Source organism: Neisseria sp. P0004.S004 (genome assembly GCF_051963335.1).
Taxonomy (GTDB): Bacteria; Pseudomonadota; Gammaproteobacteria; order Burkholderiales; family Neisseriaceae; genus Neisseria.
Window position 1 is genome coordinate 198,037 of sequence record NZ_JBQCUK010000001.1, and the last position, 20,500, is coordinate 218,536.

The 20,500-nt window shown below is 50.2% G+C and carries 21 protein-coding genes and 1 tRNA gene; 4 read left to right on the forward strand and 18 right to left on the reverse strand.

Annotated elements, in window-relative coordinates; translation table 11 throughout:
* Positions 1–11: 11 nt before the first annotated feature.
* The 8 genes from atpA to ACTHRY_RS01005 form a co-directional block, all read right to left on the reverse strand.
* Positions 12–1,559 carry a F0F1 ATP synthase subunit alpha gene (gene atpA, locus ACTHRY_RS00970; protein WP_036492075.1) on the reverse strand — a complete coding sequence of 516 codons (1,548 nt, stop codon included), beginning with the start codon at positions 1,557–1,559 and terminating at the stop codon, positions 12–14.
* Positions 1,560–1,569: 10 nt separating this feature from the next.
* A complete protein-coding gene (locus tag ACTHRY_RS00975) occupies positions 1,570–2,103 on the reverse strand; it encodes a F0F1 ATP synthase subunit delta (protein ID WP_440373971.1) in 534 nt (177 codons plus the stop codon).
* A gap of 4 nt (positions 2,104–2,107) precedes the next feature.
* Positions 2,108–2,578, reverse strand: a complete 471-nt coding sequence (locus ACTHRY_RS00980; protein ID WP_003708446.1) for a F0F1 ATP synthase subunit B — start codon at positions 2,576–2,578, stop codon at positions 2,108–2,110.
* Between the two features lie 73 nt (positions 2,579–2,651).
* A complete protein-coding gene (atpE, locus tag ACTHRY_RS00985; RefSeq protein ID WP_003748101.1) occupies positions 2,652–2,888 on the reverse strand; it encodes a F0F1 ATP synthase subunit C in 237 nt (78 codons plus the stop codon).
* 64 nt (positions 2,889–2,952) lie between these two features.
* Positions 2,953–3,819, reverse strand: coding sequence for a F0F1 ATP synthase subunit A (atpB, locus tag ACTHRY_RS00990; protein WP_440373972.1), 867 nt, complete (start codon positions 3,817–3,819; stop codon positions 2,953–2,955).
* Positions 3,809–4,162, reverse strand: coding sequence for an ATP synthase subunit I (locus tag ACTHRY_RS00995; protein ID WP_049323105.1), 354 nt, complete (start codon positions 4,160–4,162; stop codon positions 3,809–3,811). The genes atpB and ACTHRY_RS00995 overlap by 11 nt, the downstream gene beginning before the upstream one ends.
* A gap of 281 nt (positions 4,163–4,443) precedes the next feature.
* On the reverse strand, positions 4,444–5,304 hold the full coding sequence (locus ACTHRY_RS01000) for a ParB/RepB/Spo0J family partition protein (RefSeq protein ID WP_049323106.1): 861 nt from the start codon (positions 5,302–5,304) through the stop codon (positions 4,444–4,446).
* Positions 5,305–5,405: 101 nt separating this feature from the next.
* Positions 5,406–7,187 (reverse strand): bifunctional chorismate-binding protein/class IV aminotransferase, encoded by a 1,782-nt coding sequence (locus ACTHRY_RS01005; RefSeq protein WP_049323107.1) that lies wholly within the window; start codon positions 7,185–7,187, stop codon positions 5,406–5,408.
* Positions 7,188–7,353: 166 nt separating this feature from the next.
* Between ACTHRY_RS01005 and ppk2 the strand changes: the two genes are divergently transcribed.
* Entirely contained in the window at positions 7,354–8,283 is a 930-nt protein-coding gene (gene ppk2 / locus ACTHRY_RS01010) for a polyphosphate kinase 2 (protein WP_036492084.1), read from the forward strand.
* A 52-nt stretch (positions 8,284–8,335) separates the two neighbouring features.
* On the opposite strand, the gene ACTHRY_RS01015 is transcribed toward ppk2, so the two are convergent.
* The 5 genes from ACTHRY_RS01015 to tpiA form a co-directional block, all read right to left on the reverse strand.
* A complete protein-coding gene (locus tag ACTHRY_RS01015; protein ID WP_036492087.1) occupies positions 8,336–8,770 on the reverse strand; it encodes a pyridoxamine 5'-phosphate oxidase family protein in 435 nt (144 codons plus the stop codon).
* A gap of 54 nt (positions 8,771–8,824) precedes the next feature.
* Positions 8,825–9,382: a UbiX family flavin prenyltransferase gene (locus ACTHRY_RS01020; protein ID WP_049323108.1), complete on the reverse strand. Its 558-nt coding sequence runs from the start codon at positions 9,380–9,382 to the stop codon at positions 8,825–8,827.
* A gap of 90 nt (positions 9,383–9,472) precedes the next feature.
* Positions 9,473–9,558: transfer RNA gene (locus ACTHRY_RS01025), tRNA-Leu, on the reverse strand.
* Positions 9,559–9,573: 15 nt separating this feature from the next.
* Positions 9,574–9,933 carry a preprotein translocase subunit SecG gene (secG, locus tag ACTHRY_RS01030; protein WP_049323110.1) on the reverse strand — a complete coding sequence of 120 codons (360 nt, stop codon included), beginning with the start codon at positions 9,931–9,933 and terminating at the stop codon, positions 9,574–9,576.
* 7 nt (positions 9,934–9,940) lie between these two features.
* The gene (gene tpiA / locus ACTHRY_RS01035; protein ID WP_004464448.1) at positions 9,941–10,714 is read right to left on the reverse strand and encodes a triose-phosphate isomerase; all 774 of its coding nucleotides are present in this window, start codon (positions 10,712–10,714) and stop codon (positions 9,941–9,943) included.
* Between the two features lie 182 nt (positions 10,715–10,896).
* On the opposite strand from tpiA, the gene ACTHRY_RS01040 reads away from it, so the two are divergent.
* The gene (locus ACTHRY_RS01040) at positions 10,897–11,553 is read left to right on the forward strand and encodes a protein-L-isoaspartate O-methyltransferase family protein (protein ID WP_049323112.1); all 657 of its coding nucleotides are present in this window, start codon (positions 10,897–10,899) and stop codon (positions 11,551–11,553) included.
* A gap of 52 nt (positions 11,554–11,605) precedes the next feature.
* Positions 11,606–11,935 (forward strand): rhodanese-like domain-containing protein, encoded by a 330-nt coding sequence (locus tag ACTHRY_RS01045; RefSeq protein WP_049323114.1) that lies wholly within the window; start codon positions 11,606–11,608, stop codon positions 11,933–11,935.
* 55 nt (positions 11,936–11,990) lie between these two features.
* Here ACTHRY_RS01045 and ACTHRY_RS01050 read toward each other — a convergent pair whose 3' ends face one another.
* From ACTHRY_RS01050 to ppk1, 5 genes are all read right to left on the reverse strand, one after another.
* On the reverse strand, positions 11,991–12,683 hold the full coding sequence (locus ACTHRY_RS01050; protein ID WP_049323115.1) for a hypothetical protein: 693 nt from the start codon (positions 12,681–12,683) through the stop codon (positions 11,991–11,993).
* 182 nt (positions 12,684–12,865) lie between these two features.
* Complete coding sequence (fabF, locus tag ACTHRY_RS01055) at positions 12,866–14,113, reverse strand: beta-ketoacyl-ACP synthase II (protein WP_049323116.1); 1,248 nt, start codon at positions 14,111–14,113, stop codon at positions 12,866–12,868.
* Between the two features lie 162 nt (positions 14,114–14,275).
* On the reverse strand, positions 14,276–14,512 hold the full coding sequence (gene acpP, locus ACTHRY_RS01060; RefSeq protein WP_003679644.1) for an acyl carrier protein: 237 nt from the start codon (positions 14,510–14,512) through the stop codon (positions 14,276–14,278).
* 398 nt (positions 14,513–14,910) lie between these two features.
* Entirely contained in the window at positions 14,911–16,926 is a 2,016-nt protein-coding gene (locus ACTHRY_RS01065) for a prolyl oligopeptidase family serine peptidase (protein WP_049323117.1), read from the reverse strand.
* A 100-nt stretch (positions 16,927–17,026) separates the two neighbouring features.
* On the reverse strand, positions 17,027–19,084 hold the full coding sequence (gene ppk1, locus ACTHRY_RS01070) for a polyphosphate kinase 1 (RefSeq protein WP_440373973.1): 2,058 nt from the start codon (positions 19,082–19,084) through the stop codon (positions 17,027–17,029).
* Between the two features lie 208 nt (positions 19,085–19,292).
* Between ppk1 and fabI the strand changes: the two genes are divergently transcribed.
* The gene (fabI, locus tag ACTHRY_RS01075; protein ID WP_003748060.1) at positions 19,293–20,081 is read left to right on the forward strand and encodes an enoyl-ACP reductase FabI; all 789 of its coding nucleotides are present in this window, start codon (positions 19,293–19,295) and stop codon (positions 20,079–20,081) included.
* The last annotated feature ends 419 nt before the right edge of the window (positions 20,082–20,500 follow it).

Consider the following 20,500-nt stretch of genomic DNA (forward strand, 5'->3'; position numbering starts at 1 on the left):
CATCTCAATACTTATGCTTGGTAAGCGTAAGAAGATTTGAAAGATTTCATGGCTTCGGTCAATGCTTTTTCGCTTTCGTCAGACATTGCGCCTGATGCATTAATCGCATCCAGAACCTCAGGATGTTGCGTACGTACGAAACTCAGGAATTCTGCTTCGAAAGCCAAGGCTTTGGATACCGGAACATCTGCGTAAGAACCGTTGTTGATCGCCCACAAAGTCAATGCCATTTCGGCAGTGTTCAATGTGCTGAATTGTTTTTGTTTCATCAATTCAGTAACCACTTCACCGTGTTGCAGCTGTTTGCGTGTTGCTTCGTCCAAATCGGAAGCAAATTGGGAGAACGCCGCCAATTCACGGTACTGCGCCAACGCCAAACGGATACCGCCACCCAGTTTTTTGATGACTTTGGTTTGTGCCGCACCACCTACGCGCGATACGGAAATACCGGCATTGATTGCAGGACGGATACCGGCGTTGAACAAGTCGGTTTCCAAGAAGATTTGGCCGTCTGTAATCGAAATTACGTTGGTTGGTACGAATGCTGATACGTCACCGGCTTGGGTTTCAATAATCGGCAACGCAGTCAGAGAACCGGTTTTGCCTTTTACTTCGCCATTGGTCAGTTTTTCAACTTCGTTTTCGCTGACGCGGGCTGCACGTTCCAACAGACGGGAGTGCAGGTAGAATACGTCGCCAGGATAGGCTTCACGACCAGGTGGACGGCGCAGCAGCAGGGAAATTTGACGGTATGCAACGGCTTGTTTAGACAAGTCATCGTATACGATCAATGCATCTTCACCGCGGTCACGGAAGAATTCACCCATGGTACAACCGGAGTAAGGAGCGATGTATTGCAGCGCAGCGGCTTCAGAAGCAGTCGCAGCAACCACGATAGTATGTTCCATCGCGCCATGCTCTTCCAATTTGCGTACTACGTTGGCAATAGAAGATGCTTTTTGACCGATAGCCACATAAATACAGATAACGCCTGTACCTTTTTGGTTAACGATGGCATCCAGTGCTACGGCTGTTTTACCGGTTTGACGGTCACCAATGATCAGCTCACGTTGACCGCGACCAACCGGAACCATAGAGTCAATGGCTTTCAGGCCGGTTTGCATGGGTTGGTCAACCGATTTACGCGCAATCACACCCGGTGCGATTTTTTCGATTGGAGCAGTCAAAGTTGTATTGATTGGACCTTTACCGTCGATAGGACGACCCAATGCATCAACTACGCGGCCAACCAATTCGCGACCGATCGGCACTTCCAAAATACGGCCGGTACAGGTAACTGTATCGCCTTCTTTAATGTGTTCGTACTCACCCAACACTACGGCACCGACGGAGTCGCGCTCCAAGTTCATGGCCAGACCGAAAGTGTTACCGGGGAATTCGAGCATCTCACCTTGCATCGCGTCTGACAAGCCATGAATGCGCACAATGCCGTCTGTAACAGAAACAACGGTACCACGGGTACGCACTTCTGCATTGACGGACAGATTTTCGATTTTGGCTTTAATCAAATCGCTAATTTCAGCAGGATTAAGCTGCATGAAAACTCTCCTAATTTGTCATAGTCGCATACAAAACATTCAGTTTGCCTTGTACGGACAAATCCAAGACCTGATCACCCACTTCTACTTTGATGCCGCCGATTAATTCAGGGGCAACTTTAGTTACCACATCCAATTTGCTGTTGAAGCGTTTTGTCAGGATATCGGTAACATCGGCCAGCTGCTGAGAACTGAGCTCATACGCGCTGTAAATTACTGCCGATTTCGTATTGTTGTGTATCAAGGTCAAATCTTGATATTGGGCATAAATTTCCGGCAATACCAGCAAACGCTTTTGCTCGGCCAAAACGGTAATAAAATTTGCCAATTCGACATTTTTGATACCGACAAGACCTTTGAGCGTTTCTGCCTTTTCGGAAGCTCCCGTTTCCGGCTGCTCGATGAAAGCAATGACTTTCTCATCCTGAACAACCGCTGCGAGTTCTTTCAGTTCGCCCAACCAAGACTCGATTTGGTTTTTTTCCTGAGCCAGACTAAACAATGCTTTCGCATAAGGTCTGGCAATCGTTGCGAACTCTGCCATAAGATTACAGCTCCTGTTTTAAGGCACTGAGCAGATCTGCATGTTTGGAAGCATCGACTTCTTTACGCAGGATAGATTCCGCACCTTTAACAGCCAATGAAGCGACCTGTTCGCGCAACACTTCGCGTGCACGGTTAACTTCTTGCTCTACATCAGCTTTTGCTTGGGCTGCAATGCGTGCTGCTTCATGAGAAGCTTGCTCTTTGGCTTCTTCTACAATTTTCGCAGCACGTTTTTCGGCGTTGGCAACCATTTCGGTTACCTGATTACGCCCTTCGGCCATAAGTTCTGCAACTTTTTTCTCTGCCTGCTCAAAATCGCTCTTACCGCGCTCGGCGGCAGCCAAGCCCTCGGCGATTTTTGCGGCACGCTCATCCAATGCTTTGGCAATCGGAGGCCATACGAATTTCATCGTAAACCAAACCAAGCCAAAGAAAACTAGGATTTGCGCAAATAAGGTTGCATTAATATTCACGTTACTTAACCTTCGTATCTGGGTTAATCAAACAGACGGCAAGCCTGTATCTGAACGGATCGCTCCGTCTTGATTACGCACCACCAAACGGGTTAACGAAGGCGAACAACAGGGCAATAGCCACACCGATCAAGAAAGCCGCATCGATCAGACCAGCGATCAAGAACAGTTTGGTTTGCAGCGGACCGATCAGCTCAGGTTGGCGAGCAGAAGATTCCAAGTATTTAGAACCAACCATTGCAATACCGATAGAGGCACCCAATGCGCCCAAGGCAACGATCAAACCACATGCGATAGCAATCAAACCCATTTTTAAACTCCTTAAAATAGTAAAGGTTAAACTACAAAAAACAAACTACAAAAAAACTACTTGATTAGTGTGCATCATGCGCCTGTCCGATATATACGAACGCCAACGCCATGAAAATAAATGCCTGCAAGGTGATGACCAAAATGTGGAAAATCGACCAAGCCAAACCGGCAATCAGGTGGAACACAAATAAAATCGGATCCAAAGTTTCGACACTGCCGGTTGACGCCCATGCACCGCCCAACAGGGCGATCAACAGGAACACCAGCTCACCGGCATACATATTACCAAACAACCGCATACCGTGGGATACGGTTTTGGACAAAAACTCTACCAAGTTCAGCAGGAAGTTGGCCGGAGCAAGCCATGGACCGAAAGGTGCGCAGAACAACTCGTGAATCCAACCGCCAAGGCCTTTGATTTTGACATTGTAGTAAATACAGATCAGCAATACGCCAATCGCCAGAGCCAAAGTCGTATTCAAGTCAGCTGTCGGCACAACGCGCAACAGGGCATGATGATTACCGGTAATGCCTTGCCATGCCATCGGCAGCAAATCAACCGGCAGCATATCCATGGCATTCATCAAGAGAATCCAGACAAACAAGGTCAGACCCAACGGGGCAACGGCTTTACGCGATTGTTCGTTATGGATAATGCTTTTACACATGTCATCCACGAATTCGAACAGAATTTCAACAGCCGCTTGGAAACGACCGGGAACACCAGCCGTCGCTTTTTTGGCACCGCGCCACAAAAGGAAGCTGCCGATTACGCCCAACAGAACGGCAAAAAAGATTGCATCAAGGTTAATGAACGAAAAATCAGCAATGTTTTTCAGTCCTTGACCCTGAGTAACATCCGACATACTGGTCAAGCTTTGCAAGTGGTGCTTGATGTAGTCGGCAGCGGTCATAGTTTCACCTGCCATAGTGTTTTACTCTCAACAATACTAAAAAAACCAAATGACTGACGCCAAGAAACGCCAATAAAAATGGGTAAAATACCAGTGATCGATGCCATATCGCAAAAACGACCAACATAGATACCAGCGACAGCACTACTTTTAAAACCTCTCCGCCGACAAACATCGAGCTTTGCAGATCGGGATTTCGTCGGGAAAACTTTAAAAGTAAAACTGCAACTAGGGTAGGCAAAATGTACGAAAATCCTCCCGCCAAAGCAGAGAGGAAGCCGGGCAATCCGGAGAATAATGCACAAACAACTGAAATTATTAATAATACAATCACTTGCAATGGGACTATCTGATTCATTGTACTTTGTACCCCAAAAAGCAAGGCAGGCTAATATAATCAAGAAGTTTGTTAACGTCAAGCAATATGTTAATCTTTGTGAACCTTTCACAAATAAATGATTAACACATATAAAACAAATCTTTGCTGGAATGGAGTTTAACACAAATTACATGTTGTTACATAGATTTTACAGAAGATTTTGATTTGTATTGTAAACATTTATACGCTCTACGCTTTTTCAAAAATTGAGGCCGTCTGAAAAGCTTTTTTTCAGACGGCCTGTTCTATTTATAAAGCCGTTAGAACGCTTGATTGATGCCCAACTGCTTCAGCAAATATTCGAATGTTTCCGGCGTATCAAAATGCAGCACGATTTTGCCTTTTTTCTGATTGCTGGTTTTGACTTCGGCATTAACGCCCAAATGCTCGGTCAATGCATCATTGATGCGGCGGATATCCGGGCTGATGGTTTTGGCTGCTTCGGGCTTGGCTTTTTGATGCGCCAATTGGCTGCGGCGTTCTACTTCGCGCACCGACCAGCCGTTTTTGACGGCTTTTTGCGCCAACTCCAATTGATCGACCACATGCAAGGTCAGCAACGCACGGGCATGACCCATTTCCAGACGGCGTTGGTAAAGCATTTCTTGAACCGGCTCAGGCAGGCTCAACAGGCGCAGGCTGTTGGAGATGGCGCTGCGGCTTTTACCGACGGCTTTTGCGATGGTTTCGTGGGTCAGTCCGAATTCGTCGGCGAGGCGTTTCAAACCTTGCGCCTCTTCAATCGGATTGAGGTTTTCACGTTGCAGGTTTTCAATCAAACCCATGGCCAACGCGGTTTCGTCGCTGATGGTTTTGATGACGACGGGAATTTCGGTCAAACCGGCCAACTGGGAAGCACGCCAACGGCGTTCGCCGGCAATCAATTCATATTGAGACAGACCACGTTCGCGTACGATAACCGGCTGGATAATGCCTTGTGCCTTAATAGAATCGGCCAATTCCTGCAAGGCTTCGTCATCCATTTGTACGCGCGCCTGATAGCGGCCGGGCTGAATATCGGCGATGGCAACCGTTGTCAGGCGGTCGCTACTGCTGCTGTCCACCGCATTGGATATCAGCGAATCCAAACCGCGTCCCAATCCACCTTTTGCTTTTGCCATATTGTTTTCCCTTTCAGACGGCCTCAATGTTGAAATGACGTATTCTATCGGATATTGCCGATTTACGACAATTTGAATCACGATGATTTGACTATTGCCATTTATTTACGGAGCGAAACCGCAAACACGCCCCTTAAAGCATTGCTCAAGCGGATTTCTTCCGCATTTTCCAACATAGAACGCGAGATGTGGGTTTCTTTGATTGTATCCGCACCTAAAAGCTGAGGCTGCTTCAATACCGCTTGGCGCATCACTCCGTTCAAAATATCCAAATCCAAAGACGGCGTAAGCCATTGTCCCTGATATTTGATAAACACATTGCTTCTTCCTCCCTCCAATAACAGGCCGTCTGAATTGAAAAACAGGCTGTCAAATGCGCCCTGCCCTTCTGCCGTTTTCCACGCCTGGTCAAAAATTTCACGGCGCGTGGTTTTGAAACGGCGCAGATAATCGCGTTGGCTTAATGTGTGCTCACTCAAGATGACGTATTGTTGTTCACTCAATTCAGAAACAGCCGCATGGCTCAATGCAAGGCCGTCTGAAAACAAGGCGGCTTTGACTCTAAACAACCCATTTGGCAACGCATCTATATAATGTTGGATTTGCTCTATTGCGTTTTCAGGCCAAGTCAGGTTGAGCACTTGCGCCGAGCTGTTCAGACGGCCAAAATGCAAATCAAGCAAACGGCATTGTTTGTTTTCCACGCGCATGGTTTCAAAAATACCAAAATCAGGCCGCAATTCATTGAGGAAGCGCGCCTTCCAACCGCACTCGCGATATTCGGCCTCCGGATCGCTATCAATCACAATTCCCGAACCCACGCCATAAACACCTTGATAAAGGCCGTCTGGAACCGGCTTCAGAGATAAAGTGCGGATCACGACATTAAACACGCCTTCAAACCCCAAACCCGTATCACACGGATGCAAAAAGCCGATGCTGCCTGTGTACAAACTGCGCGGTTCGGATTCGAGGGACTCAATAATCTGCATACTCATGCGTTTAGGCGCGCCGGTGATACTGCCGCACGGGAAGGCTGCGCGGAGAATATCGGCAACCGAAACATCAGCCAGCGCCTGCGCTTCGATGGCACTAGTCATCTGCCAAACGCTACCGAAACGGGAAACTTTAAACGGTTCAGGCACGCATACTTTGCCTGTTTGCGCAATTTTGCCGAGGTCGTTGCGCAACAAATCGACAATCATCACATTTTCGGCGCGGTTTTTCGGGTCGTTTTGCAATTCAACGGCGCGGCGTTCATCTTGCCCATCGTGAAGAATCGGCGCAGTGCCTTTCATCGGCTCGGTTGTAATCAGGCCGTCTGAATCGATTTTGAGGAAAAGTTCGGGAGAAAAACACAAAGTCCACGCCTCCTGCCCTGCCCCGTCGGGCAGACAAGACAAAACGGCATACGGCACAGGCTGGCGCAAGCGGCGGTAAAGTTGAATCGGATTGCCGTAAGTTTGCAGGTGCAGGCGTGCGGTGTAATTGATTTGATAGGTATCGCCGCGGCGGATGGCTTCGTGGATTTGACGGATATGCTCGAGATAATCGGCTTCGGATACGGAGAATCGGGGAGTAGAGATGCCTGCCTCAAGGCCGTCTGAATGATTGGCCAGCCAGTTTTCGGCATCGATTTCGGAATAATCGGCAAACCAGTGCAAACGCAGACTGCCACTGCGGCCAGACGGAATATCCATCAGCGGCAACCCGAATTCGTAGTCTGCAAACAACACTGCATGCAAACCCTTTTTCCAGCCGGCTTGCAAAATACTTGTTAACGAATCCAGTTCGTTATGATAAAACCGATGGCTTTCTACATGATTTTGATAGAGTTTTGCTCGGCCGCTCACGGCATCGTCAAACAGGGCGAAATAAGGCATGATTGCTGTACAAATAGGCTGATTATACGCTGCTTTTACATAAGTTAGCAGACAAATTCAAAAAAAGTACTCTAATGTAATTTTATGTAGTCGAACGAGGCATAAAAGGGTAGAATCAAACCATACCACACTATATCATTTAAAACTTAATCGATAAGGAGACTTTATGGCAGACCACCAACTAGAACCGTTCGAGAATGTTGAACTGGGCGAGAAACAAGACCAGCTGCAAGTATTCGAAAAGGCTGTTTTGGAACACGAAGGACGCGGCACTGACGAGGATTCCAGCAGCGCACCGCTTCCTGCCAACTACCCGTACAAACAACGTATGCGCCGTTCTGTTTACGAAAAAGAAAAACAGAAGCTGCAAATCGAATTATTGAAAGTACAAAGCTGGGTTAAAGATTCCGGTCAGCGTATCGTCAGCCTGTTTGAAGGCCGCGATGCAGCCGGTAAAGGCGGTACCATCAAACGCTTTATGGAACATTTGAACCCGCGCGGCGCACGCGTTGTCGCACTGGAAAAACCGACCACTACCGAACGCGGCCAATGGTATTTCCAACGCTACATCCAAAATCTGCCGACCGCGGGCGAAATGGTATTCTTCGACCGCTCATGGTACAACCGTGCCGGCGTAGAGCGCGTTATGGGCTTCTGCGAACCTAACGAATACCTGCTCTTCATGCGTCAAACCCCTGAATTGGAACGTATGCTTGTTGCCAGCGGCATCCACCTGTTCAAATTCTGGTTCTCCGTATCCCGTGAAGAACAACTCCGCCGCTTCATCTCCCGTCGTGACGACCCCCTGAAACACTGGAAACTATCCCCTGTGGATATCCAGTCGCTCGACCGCTGGGACGACTACACCGAAGCCAAAAACGCCATGTTCTTCCACACCCACACCGGCGACGCGCCTTGGGTCATCATCCGCTCCGACGACAAAAAACGCGCACGTTTGAACTGTATCCGCTACTTCCTGCATCAGCTGGACTATCCGGGCAAAGACGTGAAAGCCATCGGCAAAGTGGACGATAAAATTGTTTTGATTCCCGACACACGTTACAAAGAAAAAACCGTAGACATCGGACACGATTAATTCTTAAAGCATCAAAGGCCGTCTGAAATTTTATCTTTCAGACGGCCTTTTCTTAATCCTCACGATTCCAATACGTTTTTTGTGCGAATACCAATTTATTGTCAGTAAATTTCACATTATCCAAATTCAACGCCCAGACATCACTTTTCATCACCCTGGCGGCAGGATGCGCTTTGTAAAATAAAGACTGCGCCGCTTTCAAATCCGCTTCATCTTCAATCAAAGCGGCAGTCGCCGCAAACTGAACACCACTGATTTTCGTGATACTGTCAGGCTGACCGGCGATGGTACCGGCTACTTTGGCAGAACGGCTCATCAGTCCGCCATGCTTTGTTTTCAAAGAAGTCAGCACAATCAGGCGGGCATTGGCTTCATCAAACACATAAAAACAACAAGCCGCCCAAACTTCGCCGTCTGCCGCAGCGGCAATACTGACGACATGATGATTGCTCAAAAATTTAACGATATTGGCAGGAATCGCTTGCATGATTTTTATCCTCTTTCTCAGTGTATTAAATTTATTTTCAGGCCGTCTGAAACATCAGCCCTGCCAGCGCGGCGCATCGGTTTGAACAATACCGAACAAGTCCAAAGCATGAGACACGCTGTGCGTAATCATATCATCAATGGATTCGGGCTTCTGATACAGAGCCGGAACAGGAGGAAACACTATGCCGCCCATCTCTGTTACACGGCGCATATTGTCGATGTGTGCCAAGTTTAACGGTGCTTCACGCACCATCAACACCAGCCTGCGCCTCTCTTTCAACGTTACATCCGCCGCACGGCTGAGCAAATTATCGGCAAACCCATGAGCAACCGAAGCCAAAGTTTTCATTGAACACGGCGCAATCAACATTCCGTCCGTCAAAAACGAACCGCTGGCAATACTTGCCCCTACATTACGGACAGAATGCACGACATCCGCCAAAGCATAAACGTCTTCTTTGGTGTAATCCGTTTCCAAAGCACGGGTCATCTCCGCCCCTTGCGAAACCACCAAATGCGTTTCTACCTGATGCTCACGCAAAAGCTGTAAAGCCTTCACGCCATACTGAAAACCGCTGGCACCGCTGATGCCGACAACCAAACGCTTCATTGTATTTCCCTGTCTCGGCCTAAAAATAAAGGAAAGGCAGATTCTCAAGACGAAAAAATAACCGCTAAAAAGCGGTTAGATTTTCTAATGTGGTGCCGACAGCGAGATTTGAACTCGCACAGCCTACGGCCACTACCCCCTCAAGATAGCGTGTCTACCAATTCCACCATGTCGGCATAAATCAAATTGTCTTACTGCTGCTGAGGATTCGGAGCAACAGGAGCTGTATTGTTTTGTGCAGGCGTTGCAGGCTTAGGAGCCTGTTGGGTCTGCTTCACATCGCTGAAGTCTAAACCGTGCTTATTGGAGTGGGTGTGAATATACACCATTGCCATGCAGGTCGCAAAGAAAAATGTTGCAGCAACGGCAGTCGAGCGGCTGAGGAAGTTGGCATTACCGGCAGAACCGAATACGCCTTGCGCGCTACCGCTGCCAGAACCGAATGTTGCGCCGGCATCCGCACCTTTACCGTGTTGCAGCAATACTAACACGATTACGAATAGAGCGGAAATAATATTAATAATCCAGATAAGGGTTTTAAAGGCTTCCATATGTTTTCTACGAGGCTTGTGCTGCGTTAATGATGGCGGTAAAGGAGTCATATGATAATGACGCGCCACCAACCAATGCGCCGTCTACATGAGGTACTGCGAAGATGTCGGCCGCGTTATCCGCTTTCACACTTCCGCCGTAAAGAACGCGGATTTTAACATCGCTTCCGCACAAAGACAAGATTTCTTTGTAGATAAATGCGTGCATGTCGGCGATTTGTTCGACAGTGGCGACTTTGCCTGTACCGATCGCCCAAACCGGCTCGTAGGCAACGGCGATGTTTTTGGTGTTCAAACCTTGCAGGATGGAAAGCTGGTGGGCAATGACTTCGTGTTCTTTACCGGCTTCGCGTTCTTCCAAGCTTTCGCCGACGCACAACAATGGAATCAGGCCGACGTTGAGGACGTTTTCCATTTTGCGGCGTTGGATTTCGTTTTTCTCGCCGAAATAAAGGCTGCGCTCGGAGTGGCCGATGAGGACGATGTCTGTACCGATGTCGGCAAGCATTTCGGCGGACACTTCGCCGGTGTACGCGCCGTTATTCGGGAAACGGCTCACGTCTTGCGCACAGGTCAAGATGCGGTTGTTCAAAACAATCTGCATGGCGTTGTGCAATTGCAACAGATAAACGGTCGGAGCGGCGAGGCCGATGAGGACGCGTTCGGCGGTGGGCATGATGCGGAAGCGGTGCATAAGCGCATTGTTGTTTTGGAGTCGGCCGTTCATTTTCCAGTTGCCGATAACCCATTTTTGATCCCACATTCCGATTTGGTGATACATCTTTATTGCTCCGTGTGTTGGTTGTTGCTTGCTGTAGCGTCATGTAATGTGAAAGTTTAGTGGATATATGTGCGCTTGGCAATTATTAACGAGCCTCCGGGCCGTCTGAAAGATGGCACACTCTCCGACAAGGATTTATAATGTATGCTTCGATAAAATTAAGAATTGAACGGAGCACAAATATGGACTTTGAAAAAGCGCGTTTCAATATGGTTGAACAGCAGATTCGTCCGTGGGATGTCTTGGACTTCGACATTTTGGATGCTTTGGAGGAGATCGAGCGCGAACATTTTGTCGGCGAGGCTTTTCAAGGTTTGGCCTATGCGGATATGGAGCTGCCGCTGACCAACGGCCATAAGATGTTGGAACCCAAAGTCGTTGCCCGCCTGGCTCAAGGTTTGAAACTGAAAAAAGACGAAACCGTCTTAGAAATCGGTACAGGCTCAGGCTATGCAACTGCCCTGCTGTCCAAACTGGCCGGCAAAGTCGTCACTGACGACATCGATGCCGAGCAGCAGCAACGCGCCAAAAAAGTTTTGGACGAATTGGGCTTTACCAACGTTGATTATGTGCAAAACAACGGCCTGACCGAAGCATCGCAAGGCGCTCCTTTTGATGCGATTTATGTGGGCGGCGCAGTAGACAGTGTGCCTGAAATTCTGAAAGAGCAACTGAAAGACGGCGGCCGTATGGTGGTCATCGTCGGCCGCAAACCGGTACAACGCGCGCTTTTGCTGACGCGTAACGGCAATGAGTTTTCCGAAAAGGTATTGTTCGACACCGTCGTAGCACACTTGGAAGACAAATCAGCCAATCCGTTCGGCGATTTCGATTTTTAAACAACAGGCCGTCTGAAAGTTCAGACGGCCTCATACTTTTACACCCTACCCTATGACCGACATCATCCAACTCTCGCCCGCCGAATTGAAACAATGGCAGGACGAAGGCCGCGCATTTCATCTGCTCGATGTCCGCACCGATGAAGAACGCGCCATCTGCACCCTGCCCGCTGCCATTCACATCCCGATGAACCTCATCCCACTGCGCCAAAACGAGCTGCCCGACGACGATTTGCCCATCGTCGTTTACTGCCACCACGGCATCCGCAGCCTGCACACGGCAATGTATCTAGAAGATGCCGGATTTGAAAACCTCTACAACCTGCAAGGCGGTATTGATGCTTGGGCAATGCAGGTGGACAGCAAAATGATGCGGTATTGAATCGGTTTTATCAATAAAAGGCCGTCTGAAACTGGGTTTCAGACGGCCTTTGTGATTATTTCACAAACCGTGCATCTGCCATAAACGGCCGTGTAGCCGCCGGTTTGGCAGAATAAAAGCGGGAGAAAGTGCTGTCGATTTTGGTCTGTATCGGTTTACCGTCCAATGTTGCCGATGCTTCCAATTTCACGCCACCGCCACTGGTTTCGCCTAATTTCATATTTGGCAACGTCAGTTTGGCAATATTGAGTTTCACATTTTCCACTTTGGTATCGGGAGACATCAGCTGTTTGCCGACGGGGCGGATTTTCTCACCCTCATCATGAGGCGCGGCACCACTGTTGTCATCAACCACGCCGATATTAATCAATCGGGCAGATGCCAAATCCATCTTGCCGTTTTGAACCGGAATACCGACAAACAGTTTTACGCCGCGATGAATAAACGTATTGTCCCGCCACTGAGTTTGGCCTTCTTTCGGTGGTTTGGTTTCTGCCGCCACCGAATAAGTGCGGCCCATAATCATCAATTTATAACCCGGAATTTTTTTCGCACCCAATCCATCGGTAATGTCTTCGACCAGTTGCGGCGCAGTCAGGGTTTCGTTTGCCAAAATACGGGCTGAAGTTTCTGCCAGATGGGCGGGCTTGCCGTCTATGGTCAATGCCTGTTCATGGCCGAAATCAGATGCAAATGCAGGCACGGCGGCCAGCGCGGCGGCCAATGCTAGAATACGGATGGTTTTCATTGCAGACTCCTGATAAAAATGTAATTGGGTTGATTACCCGATAAAATCCGGGCGATATTGATTGGAGTCGATATTTTTATATAAATGATATAGATTATCAAGAATATTTAACTTTTAAAATTGAAAAGGCCGTCTGAAACCCAGTTTCAGACGGCCTTTTCAATTTGGCTTAAAACCTTCTATCAGTCTTTGAAGCGTTTGAATACCAATGTGCCGTTGGTACCGCCAAAGCCGAAGGAATTGGAGATGGCAACGTCGATTTTCGCGTCACGTGCTTCGTTGGCACAGTAGTCCAGATCGCAACCGGCTTCAACGTCTTGTTCAAAGATGTTGATGGTCGGTGGAGATTTTTGCTCGTGTACCGCCAACACGCTGTACAACGCTTCCACACCGCCAGCCGCGCCAAGCAAGTGGCCGGTCATGGATTTGGTGGAGTTAACGATGACTTTGCGCGCATGATCGCCCAAAGCGCGTTTGATGGCTTTGGTTTCGTTGGCATCGCCCAAAGGAGTCGATGTACCGTGTGCGTTGACGTAATCAACGTCTTCAGGATTCAGGCCGGCATCTTTCAGGGCGCGGGTAACGGCCAATGCAGGACCTTCTTCGTTAGGCGCGGTAATGTGGTAGGCATCGGAGCTCATGCCGAAGCCGACGATTTCGGCGTAAATTTTCGCACCGCGTTTTTTCGCATGTTCCAATTCTTCCAACACCAGCACGCCAGCGCCTTCGCCGATAACGAAACCGTCACGGCCTTTGTCCCACGGACGGGAAGCGGTGGCGGGATCGTCGTTGCGGGTAGAAAGGGCTTTCATCGCAGCAAAGCCGCCCACGCCCAAAGTGCTGATTGCGCCTTCCGCACCGCCGGCAATCATCACATCCGCATCGCCGTATTTAATCAGTCGTGCAGAGTCGCCGATGGAGTGCGCGCCGGTGGTACAGGCAGACACCATGCCGTAGCTCGGGCCGCGGTAGCCTTTAAGGATGGTCACGTGGCCGGAAATCAGGTTGATCAACGAGCCCGGAATAAAGAAAGGATTGATTTTGCGCGCGCCGCCTTCGAGTACGGCTTTGCCGGTCGCTTCAATGCTCGGCAGGCCGCCGATACCGGAGCCGATGTTGACACCGACACGGTCTTTGTCGAGGGTTTCCAAATCGTCCAAGCCTGAATCATTGATGGCTTGCAGGGCGGCGGCGATACCGTAATGGATAAACACGTCCATGCGGCGCGCTTCTTTCGCGCTGATGTATTGGCCGATGTCGAAATCGCGTACTTCGCCGGCGATTTGGCTGTTGATGTCGGATGCGTCAAAGCGGGTAATCCGTCCGATGCCGCTTTTGCCTGCGAGCAGATTGCTCCATGCGGTGGCGACGTCGTTGCCGACCGGTGATACTTGGCCAAGACCTGTGATGACTACTCTTCTCTGACTCATGATAATCTCGCTGTTAGTTGTCGGGATTTTCGCGGCAGACTTGCTCTTTTTCTTCGTGAAAACGGGCAAAACTCATGCCGTCTGAAATTTCAGGGGTTTGATAATAAGGTAAAAGCCTCTATTGCGATGGCGCAGCAGAGGCTGGGTGTTTGAGGCGACCGATTAGCCTTGGTGGGCGTTGATGTAGTCGATAGCCAATTGTACGGTAGTGATTTTTTCAGCGTCTTCGTCAGGGATTTCGCAGCCGAAAGCTTCTTCCAAAGCCATCACCAGTTCCACGGTGTCCAGAGAGTCAGCACCCAAATCGTCTTGGAAAGAAGATTCGTTTTTCACTTCGGCTTCGTTTACGCCCAGTTGTTCAGCAACAATTTTTTTAACTTGTTGTTCGATGTTTGACATAATTAGTCGTTCCTTTTCGCCTTGCGGCAGGTTGTTTAAGAGAAATAATTCGTCGGTATTGTACCGAATTCGGATAGAGTTTTCCATCTAATCCTGCATTTTAGCACAGATTATTCAGTAAAAACCTGTTGTTGCGCATATTAGCATAGGCTGATTTTAACCTACAAGCAGGAAATTGTTTTTATTTGATATCATAGGGTTAAGTTTGATTATCGTGAATCTCGGCCGTCTGAAAAACCGGTTTTCGCCGTTTTTTCTTTCCGTTTTCGCGCGTCTGGCAGGAGTATAAGACGAATCAAAAATGCCTTAAATAAGGCCTCGCAACGCCATCAAACTCGTTTTATTGCCCGCCCTTTCAGACGGCCCGACATAAGCGGGCAAATCAAACAAGGTTCTTTCTACCCCAAAAATTCTTTCAAAAACAGCAACACGCAGGCGAGTTCGTCGGCGGATTCGCGTTGCGTGCCGTTGCCGGTATGGCCGCCGCCGTCAGGCGAGTAGAGCCAAGATTGCGGCGAGGTTTCGCGCAGTTTGGCGTAGAACTTGAGCGCGTGGGCGGGATGGACGCGGTCGTCGCTGAGGCTGGTGGTAATGAGTGCGGGCGGATAATCGATGCCGTCTGAAAGATTGTGATACGGCGACAATTCGCCAAGCCAGCGTTTGCAGACTTCGTATTTCTGCGGATTGCCGTATTCGTCCGTCCAGCTTGAACCGGCGGACAGCAGCGGATAACGGATCATGTCGGTCAGCGGCACTTCGCACACCAGCGCACCGATGCTTTGCGGTTCGCGCACGAAGGCGGCGGCGGTAATCAGGCCGCCGTTGCTGCCGCCCTGCAAACCGATGTGTTCGGGCGAACTCATGCCGCGTTCGGACAAATCGCGCACGACTGCCAGCAAATCGTCGACGCTTTTATGTTTGCTTACGCCTTGCGCCGCCTGATGCCAGCGCGGGCCGAATTCGCCGCCGCCGCGTATGTTCGCCAACACGAAGGCGTTGCCCTCTTCCAGCCAATATTTGCCGACGCTGCCCAGATAATGCGGTAATTCGGGAATGCCGAAACCGCCGTAGGCATAGACTAAGGTCGGCGTGTCGGGGGCGGCGTTTTTGCCGACGTGGAAATAAGGAATGCGCTCGCCGTCGGCCGAAGTCGTCCAAAACTGCTGCACGTTGATGCCGTCTGAATCAAACTGTTGCGGCTGGCGGCGCATGACGGTCAGTTCCATCACGTTCAAATCCAGCGCAAACAGTGTCAGCGGCGTGGTGAAATCGCTGGCGGCAAGGTAAACCACGTCTCCGCCCCACGGCTGGTCGGTCATTTCCAACGCGCCCGAAGGCAGGCGCGGCAACTCGACTTCCTGCCATTTACCATCGGTAAAACGCCATGCTTTCAGACGGCCTTGTACGTTTTCCAACAGGCTCGCCACCACAAAACGCTTGGTCGTTTCCACGCTTTCCAATGCCTGCGTTTCATCTGGCGCAAACAAAAGCTGCGCCGCGCCCAATTCGCCCCGATTCAGCTTCACCGCCACCAGCGCGCCGCTCGGATAACTTTGATTCGCACGGTTCCAGTCTTTGCGCAACGTCAGCAAAAGATGCCCCGCCAGATAGCCGACCACATCGCAATCATTGGGCAGGTTTAACGGCTTCGCCTCGCCTTCGGACGACACCTGCAAATAGGTTTTGGTGTAAAAACCGTCCGACGCTTCAATCAAATCAATCGGCGAACCCTGCGGATCGAGATAACGCCACGCGTTCACCATCATCGCGCCTTTATCGATTTGATACACCGGCAGGCTTTCCTCGAAACTTTTGCCGCGCTCCACCAGCCACACTTCGCGCGGATAGCCAGATTCGGTCAACTGGCGTTCGTCCCAAGCCGGACACACCCAAACGCTGTTTTCATCGCGCCACGACACATGGTTTTTGCCTGCCGGAAAGTGAAAGCCGCCTTCTACCAATTCCCCTGCTTCCAAATCCACTTCCAGCGTATAAGCCGTATCGCCGCCCGATTTGCTCAGTGTTAACAACGCGCGGTTGGGCTGCTCTACCAAGTGCGACACACCGCCCAAATACACATCGTCGCCGAGCAATTCGTCGAAATCCGCCACTGAAAACAGGATTTTCCACTCAGGATAGCCGGAACGATAAGTCGCCGCCGTGCACACGCGGTACACGCCCTTCGGATATTCCGCGTCCTGATGGAAATGGTACATCCGCGCGCGGTGTTCCTGACAAAACGGAATCTGCCGCGTGTCCTGCATCTGCGCCAAAATGCCGTCAGACAATTCGCGTGCTTTGTCGTTTTCTAAAAAACGCGCACGCGTTTCGGCATGCGCCGCGGCGGCAAAATCTTGCGTTTCGGGGGCGTCGAGGTTTTCAAAATGGAGATAGGAATCGGGGTAGGATTTCATAAAAAAAGGCCGTCTGAAAGATTGGGAAACGGAATTATAACGGCAAAATCAAAAAGGCCGTCTGAAACCTGCGTTTCAGACGGCCTAAGTATGATTCAACTCAACGCCCGTATATTTTCCACAAACCTTCCTGCAAACCAAACGCAGGCTCGCCGTCTTTCGGCTGGGTGCGGACATAGCTGCCGTCAGGCTGCATCAGCCAAGCCTGGGTATTGTCTTCCAAAGCCATTTCCAAGCCTTCGCGGATCACGCGCTCTTTGAGTTCGGGCGTGGTAATCGGCGTGGCGACTTCAATGCGGCGGAAGAAGTTGCGACCCATCCAGTCGGCGCTGGAGATAAAGGTATCGTCTGCACCATTGTTATGGAAGCAATACACGCGCGAGTGTTCGAGTTGGCGGCCGATGATGGAGCGGACGCGGATGTTTTCGGACAAGCCTTTGACACCCGGGCGCAAGGTACACATACCGCGCACAATCAGGTCGATTTGCACGCCTGCCGCGCTGGCTTGATACAGCGCATCAATCACACTCGGCTCGATGAGTGAATTCATCTTGGCGGTAATCCGTGCCGGTTTACCGGCTTTGGCGTGTTCTGTTTCCTGCTTGATGCGGTCGATGACCATTTTGTGCAGGGTAAACGGGCTTTGATAGAGCTTGTTCAGACGGCCCGGCTTGCCCAAGCCTGTGATTTCCATAAACAGAATGTTCACATCGGCAGTGATTTGTTCGTCGGCGGTAATGATGCCGAAGTCGGTGTAAATGCGCGATGTGCCTTGGTGGTAGTTGCCGGTACCGAGGTGGGCATAACGCTTGAGCACGCCGTCTTCGCGACGGATAACCAAAGCCATTTTGGCATGGACTTTGTAGCCGAATACGCCGTACACGACGTGCGCGCCCGCCTCTTCCAGCTGCTTCGCCCAGTTGACGTTGTTGGCTTCGTCAAAACGCGCCATCAGTTCGACCACGACGGTAACTTGTTTACCCGCCAGCGCGGCCTTCATCAATGCGCGCACAAGCTCGGAATTGCTGCCGGTGCGGTAGATGGTCATTTTGACGGCCAATACATCCGGATCGGCCGCAGCCTCGCGTATCATTTGGACAACCGGATCAAACGACTGATACGGATGGTGCAGCAAAATCGGCGACTGTTTGACCAGTTTGAACACGGAGCCATTTTTGCGCAAGGCTTTCAGACGGCCTGCATTGCGCGGCGGAAACTTCAAATCTGGCCTGTCCACCAAATCGGGAACGGCATTAAGGCGCACCAAATTGACCGGCCCTTTGACCTGATACAGCTCGGTAGAAGTCAGTTTGAACTGGGCGAGCAGGAAATCGTGAATGTATGCCGGGCAAGTATCCGCCACTTCCAAGCGCACGCCGTCGCCGTATTCGCGGTCGTGCAATTCGTTTTGAATCGCGGCGCGCAGGTTTTTCAAATCTTCCTCATCCACCGTCAAATCGCTGTCGCGCGTGAGGCGGAATTGATGGCAACCCTTCACTTTCATGCCGGGGAAAAGTTTACCGACATGGGCGTGCAAAATAGACGATAAGAACACAAAGCCTGCGTCGCCGCCGCAAATTTCAGACGGCATGGGGACGACGCGCGGCAAAATGCGCGGTGCCTGCACAATTGCCATTCCTGACGGACGGCCGAACGCATCTGTGCCTTCGAGTTCGACGGCGAAGTTGAGCGATTTGTTTAACGGGCGCGGGAACGGGTGTGACGGATCAAGGCCGATGGGGGTGAGAATGGGCAAAAGCTCGTTGTCAAAATAGTTTTCAATCCATTTTTTCTGCGCGGCCGTCCATTTGTGGCGGCGATAGAAATGAATGCCAGCGCGGCTGAGTGCAGGCTGCAATACTTTGTTAAACAGGTCGTACTGCTCGCGGATCAGAGCCTGCGCCTCTTTCGCCACCGCTTCGATGGTTTCGGCCGCGGTTTTTCCGTTGTCGAGCGGCTGATGCGGACGCAGTTTGTTTTCGCGTTTCAACCACGCCATGCGGACTTCAAAAAATTCGTCCAAATTGGAAGACACGATGCACAAAAAACGCAAACGCTCCAACAAAGGAACTTTCGTATCCTGCGCCTGAGCCAGTACACGGCGGTTAAACGCCAACAGGCTGAGTTCTCGGCAAAGAATGCGTTTTTGCTCGGGCATGGTTCACTCCTGAAACATCGGTCATTAAGACTATCAAGTATAACGTTTTGCCGCCGTTCCGTCAGGTTTCAGACGGCCTTGACAGAAAACCTTATCCCTATTTGAGGCAAGACAAAGGGTTATCCGTTTTTTTCTATACCGAAACAGCGGTTTTTGCTATAATGCGCCGTTTAATGCAACCGCAATACCACTGCTAAAGGATAAGAAAATGGGCTTTTTGCAAGGCAAAAAAATTCTGATTACCGGCATGATCTCCGAGCGTTCCATCGCTTACGGCATCGCCAAAGCCTGCCGCGAACAAGGCGCGGAATTGGCATTTACTTATGTTGTCGACAAACTGGAAGAGCGCGTCCGTAAAATGGCGGCCGAACTCGGCTCCGAACTCGTGTTCCGCTGCGACGTTGCCAGCGACGACGAAATCAACCAAGTTTTCGTTGACTTGGGCAAACACTGGGACGGCTTGGACGGCTTGGTTCACTCCATCGGCTTCGCCCCTAAAGAAGCTTTGAGCGGCGACTTCCTCGACAGCATCAGCCGCGAAGCATTCAACACCGCTCACGAAATCTCCGCATACAGCCTGCCTGCGCTGGCAAAAGCCGCCCGTCCGATGATGCAGGGCCGCAACGCCGCAATCGTTGCACTGAGCTACTTGGGCGCCGTTCGTGCCATTCCTAACTACAACGTTATGGGCATGGCCAAAGCCAGCCTCGAAGCCGGCATCCGCTTCACTGCCGCCTGCCTGGGCAAAGAAGGCATCCGCTGCAACGGCATCTCCGCAGGCCCGATCAAAACCCTGGCCGCTTCCGGCATCGCCGATCTCAGCAAACTCTTGGGCCACGTCGCTTCCCACAACCCATTGGGTCGCAACGTTACCACTGAAGAAGTCGGTAACACAGCCGCCTTCCTGCTGTCCGACCTCGCTTCCGGCATCACCGGCGAGATTACGTACGTTGACGGCGGTTACAGCATCAACGCACTGAACGACGAAGAGAACTAAACAGTTTTCACACCAAACGCACTTTCATCATGAAAGTGCGTTTTTTATGGCCATTACATTATGGTTTGAATGACTGCATAATCGATAAGGCCGTCTGAAATTCAAATACACGTAGGAAATATGATTGCCGTATGCTTTGGCACATTATGTTAATAACATTACAACATTATCATTTCATCTCATTTAAAAGGCAAGGTAGAGCATTGATTCTAAAGATAACATTCATGTTATCTGATACTTAGCCGCTGATAAAAAGTGTAAAAAAGTAACAGAAAAATTTCAGACGGCCTGTTTTTCATACAGAAGGCATAGAAGCAGGACATTTTTGGCATAAAATACAAAATTTAACATTAATGAATTTTTCTTAACCGATAAAGCGTTAATATGCCTGCCGATTTATTGAATCACATCTGATTTTG